The following is a 4,320-nucleotide window of genomic DNA, read 5'->3' as shown; positions in this document are numbered from 1 at the left end:
TGCCAGAACGACGCCAAGGCCAAGTTCGGCATGAAGTAAGCGGCGGAGCCTGCTACCCGAGGGTGGCAGGCCTTCCTCCAGAACGGCGCGTGAAACCGCCGGAATCACCCGGGATGCCGAGGCATCACCGGGTTTTTTCGTTTTGCCCTCCTGTTGCGCCTCTCTTGCTTCACCCCGCTTGTTCGCCCGGTTCCTCATTTGCTATTAATTCAGGAGCTGCTTGCGCAATATACATAAGGGCTTCGGCTACTTTTTTCATAAGAAATCAGCCTGCTGGTGGTGCGGGCGTGACGGCGCTTGTAGAGCCGCAGCCGGCTGCGCCACGGGGATGCGGCTGGCGTCGTCGGTTCCCCAGAATCCAAGGAGCACACTGGGACAGGGCGCCGGCTCCGGCGTGCATCGGGGTCGCGCTCTTAAAATGAGAGCTTCGCGGCGGCCAGAGATTCAGCTGTTTGCCGCCCGCCACAACCAAAGGTCTCAATGCTTGTTCAGGATGGTTTGCCCGCTCGCGAACGCTTGCGTGCGTTGCTGGTCATCGTTCTCGGTATTRTCATGGCGGTGCTTGACGGGACCATCGTTAACCTGGCGCTGCCGGACATCGCCCGTGAACTGAACGCCGCGCCCGCCCAGTCCATCTGGGTCATCAACGCCTACCAGGTCGCCACGCTGGCGCTCTTGCTGCCGCTGGCCACATTAGGCGACATCATCGGTTACCGTCGCGTTTACCTGGCAGGCATGGCCGTGTTCACGCTGGCCTCGCTGCTCTGTGCGCTGGCTGATTCATTGACCACACTGGCGCTGGCCCGCGTGCTGCAGGGCTTGGGCGCGGCTGKCCTCATGAGCGTCAACACCGCGCTGGTTCGGCTCATCTACCCAAAACACCTGCTCGGCCGCGGCATCGCCATCAACTCGCTGGTGGTGGCCACCGCCTCGGTGGCCGGCCCGTCGATTGCGGCCGGCATTCTTTCCGTCGGTTCGTGGCCGTGGCTGTTTGCGCTCAATGTGCCGTTCGGCCTGATGTCGTTGTGGTGGGGTCGAAAGGCGCTGCCCGAGAACACCGCCAAGGCAGAGAGCCTCAAGCTCTCGCCGGTCGATGTGGTGCTCAACGCCCTGATGTTCGGCCTGGTGTTCCTGGGCGTAGACGGCCTGGGTGTACGCGTGGAAGCTGTGCCGGGTGCGGCATCATCCTTGTGGCTGCCGCTGGCCGAGCTGGCCGCCGGAATCGTCATCGGCGTGATCTACGTGCGCCGCCAGCTGGCCATGCCCGTGCCGCTATTTCCGCTTGATTTGCTGCGCATTCCCGTGTTCGCGCTGTCCATGGGCACGTCGATAGGCGCCTTCTGCGCGCAGACGCTGGCCTATATCTGCCTGCCCTTTTTGCTGCTGGGCAGCTACGGCTTCAGTCACCTCGAGGCGGGCTTGCTGCTCACCGCCTGGCCGCTGGCGATTGTGGTGACTTCGCCGCTGGTGGGCCGGCTTATAGGGCGCTATCCAGGCGGCCTGCTGGGCGGCGTTGGCATGGCCATGCTCTGCCTGGGGCTGGTGTTGCTGGCCGTGTTGCCCGCGCATCCGGCGCAGGCCGACATCGTCTGGCGAATGGCGCTGTGCGGCATCGGCTACGGCCTCTTTCAGTCACCCAACAACCACACCATCATCACCTCGGCGCCCGCACACCGCAGCGGCGGCGCCAGCGGCATGCTGGGCACGGCACGTTTGACGGGACAGACATTGGGCGCGGTTTTACTGGCGATGATTTTTGCCGTGTCCAGTCCCGGTGAAGGCGGTCAGGGTCCCTTGATCGCCCTTTGGCTGGCCGCTGCCTTTGCCGCCACGGCCGGTGTTTGCAGCGCCCTGCGCATGACGCAGGCAGCACGACCCAAAACTCAGACGGATTAAACGGCGGGCGCCTGCAGGCCCGCCGCCCGGTGCACTTCGACGCGGATTTCTTCGGTAAGTTTTGCCTTGAGATCCGTGAAAACCGGTGTCGTCTTTACCAAGTAATGCCGTGGATGCTCCAGGGGCACCGCAATGTCGCACTTGATGCGGCCTGGTCTTGCGCTCATGACGACCACGCGGCTGCCCATAAAGATGGCCTCATCGATGTCATGCGTCACGAACAGCACGGTTTTCTGCTCGGCCTCCCAGATACCTTGCAGCAGCTCCTGCATCAGCTCACGCGTCTGATGGTCCAGTGCGCCGAAGGGCTCGTCCATCAGCAGGATGCGCGGGTTGTTGGCAAGGGCACGAGCGAGTGCTGTGCGTTGTTGCATGCCGCCTGAAAGCTGTTTGGGGAAATGGTTCTCAAATCCCTGCAGTCCGACCTTCTTGATGAATTGGTGCGCGATATCGTGCTGCTTTTCCAGTGGCATGCCTTTTTCCCGCAGGCCAAAGCAGACGTTTTGCAAAATCGTGAGCCACGGAAAGAGCGTGTAGCTCTGGAACACCATGCCGCGGTCCGCGCCTGGGCCCGCTATGGGTTTGCCGTCCAGCACGATGGTGCCGCTTGTGGGAATGTCCAGCCCGGCGACCATGCGCAGCAGGGTGGACTTGCCGCAGCCTGAAGGACCGAGGATGGTGATGAAGTCGTTCTCGGCAACCGCGAGGTCGGTGGCTTGCAGCGCGACGGTGCCGGGGCCCTTGTTGGCGGCAAAGGTTTTCGACAACTGGGTGACGGTCAGGATCGGTGTGGAGGAAGAAGAAGTCATCGGCCTAACTGAGCCCACGGGAAAAGTTTTCTATTGAGCGCTTTAAACGCCAGGTCGGTGACCAGGCCGAATACACCAATGACGATGATGCCGAAGATGATCTGGTCTGTCGCCAGCAGTGCCTGGCTGTCGGTGATCATGTGGCCGATGCCGCTGGACGCGCCTATCAGCTCCGCGACGATCACATAGGTCCAGGCCCAGCCCAGTACCATGCGCAAGGTCTCGGCAATCTCGGGCGCTGCACTGGGCAGCAGCACGCGCACCACGATGCCGCGGTCGGCCGCGCCCAACGTGTAGGCCGCCTCGACCAGGTCGCGCCGCGTGTTGCCGACACTCACGGCAATCATCAACACCAGTTGAAAGAAGGAGCCGATAAAAATCACGGCGAGCTTCTGTGCCTCACCAATCCCGGCCCACAAAATCAGTAGCGGAATAAAAGCCGAGGCCGGCAGATAGCGTGCGAAGCTCACAAAGGGTTCAAAGAACGCTTCGACCKGTTTGTAGGCGCCCATCATCACGCCGAGCGGCACTGCCAGCAAGGCCGCAATCGCAAAGCCGCCCAACACCCGCCAGACCGTCATGCCGATGTCCTTGGCGAAACCCTGGTTGGCCAGCAGGTCGTAACCTGATTTCACCATGGTGATGGGGTCCGCCAGGAATGTCTTGGAGACATAGCCCCCCAGCGTGAAGATGGCCCACACGACAAAGAACAGGATGAAGAAGCTCACACCCAGCGCGATGCGCGCGCCGGGAGTGACAGGTTGGAGTGGTCTCATGCGCGTAACCTGGTAGCGGCGCTTGCCTTCGCCAGGGCCAGCGCGGAACCGGCTTTGCCGGGCCGCTGGTGGCGCCCCCTTGAGGGGCTGAGAGCCGCGGCTCCAAGCCTGCCCGCGCAGGCTTGGACGGCTCGGAAGAGCCGCCGCCTCTGGCGGCGGTGCGGAGCGGCCGAAGGCCGCTTCGGGGGGGAGCTCATTTGATGAACCGGGTGTCAGCCAGCTTGGTCATGTCTGGCAGCGACTTGATGATGCCGGCTTCGAGCAGCAGGTCAGCCGCTTCCTTGCTGAAGGCAGCATGCTCACCGGCAAAGAATTTCTGATTCGCCGCGCGGTCTTGCCAGCGCAGGTATTTGGAGGAGGCTTCAAAGGCATCGCCGGTCTGCTTCACGTCAGCGCCCATGATCTCGAAGCTCTTCTTGGGTTCCTTCTGGATCATCTCGACAGCCTCAAAGTAGCTGTCGGCCAGAGCCTTGGCGGCTTTGGGGTTTTCTGCCAGGAATTTGGGCGTGCAGCCAAATGTGTCCATCACCATGGGGTAGTCCAGCGTGGTGGCGAGGATCTTGCCAGCCTCTGGCTTGGCGCGCACCGCACCCAGGTAAGGCTCGTAGGTCATGGCGGCATCCACACCGTCGGTGCCGGCAATCATGGCGTTGGCCGCGGCCTGCGGCTCGAGGTTGACGATCTTCACATCCTTGGTGCTCATGCCGTTTTTCTTCAGCATCCAGGCCAGGGCGAAGTAAGGCGAGGTGCCGGGCGCGCTGGCGGCCACGGTCTTGCCTTTGAGGTCGGTGATCTTGGTGATGGCGGGTTTGACCACCATGCCGTCGGCGCCATAGCTC

Annotated in this window: 4 protein-coding genes; 1 reads left to right on the top strand and 3 read right to left on the bottom strand. The window is 62.5% G+C overall.

The window, feature by feature from the left end; translation table 11 throughout:
- Window positions 1-480 precede the first annotated feature (480 nt).
- The gene (locus AC1D1X_RS16780) at window positions 481-1,896 is read left to right on the top strand and encodes an MFS transporter (protein ID WP_477698700.1); all 1,416 of its coding nucleotides are present in this window, start codon (window positions 481-483) and stop codon (window positions 1,894-1,896) included.
- Here the strand turns inward: AC1D1X_RS16780 and AC1D1X_RS16775 are convergent.
- The 3 genes from AC1D1X_RS16775 to AC1D1X_RS16765 form a co-directional block, all read right to left on the bottom strand.
- Window positions 1,893-2,705 (bottom strand): ABC transporter ATP-binding protein, encoded by an 813-nt coding sequence (locus AC1D1X_RS16775; RefSeq protein WP_477668331.1) that lies wholly within the window; start codon window positions 2,703-2,705, stop codon window positions 1,893-1,895. The genes AC1D1X_RS16780 and AC1D1X_RS16775 overlap by 4 nt on opposite strands.
- The gene (locus AC1D1X_RS16770) at window positions 2,702-3,481 is read right to left on the bottom strand and encodes an ABC transporter permease (RefSeq protein WP_477698699.1); all 780 of its coding nucleotides are present in this window, start codon (window positions 3,479-3,481) and stop codon (window positions 2,702-2,704) included. The genes AC1D1X_RS16775 and AC1D1X_RS16770 overlap by 4 nt, the downstream gene beginning before the upstream one ends.
- A 193-nt stretch (window positions 3,482-3,674) precedes the next feature.
- On the bottom strand, window positions 3,675-4,320 hold a 646-nt coding region (locus AC1D1X_RS16765; protein ID WP_477698698.1), incomplete at its 5' end, for an ABC transporter substrate-binding protein.

This window comes from Polaromonas sp. P1_G4 (assembly GCF_056405475.1).
This window is presented reverse-complemented; position numbering and strand designations above follow the sequence as displayed.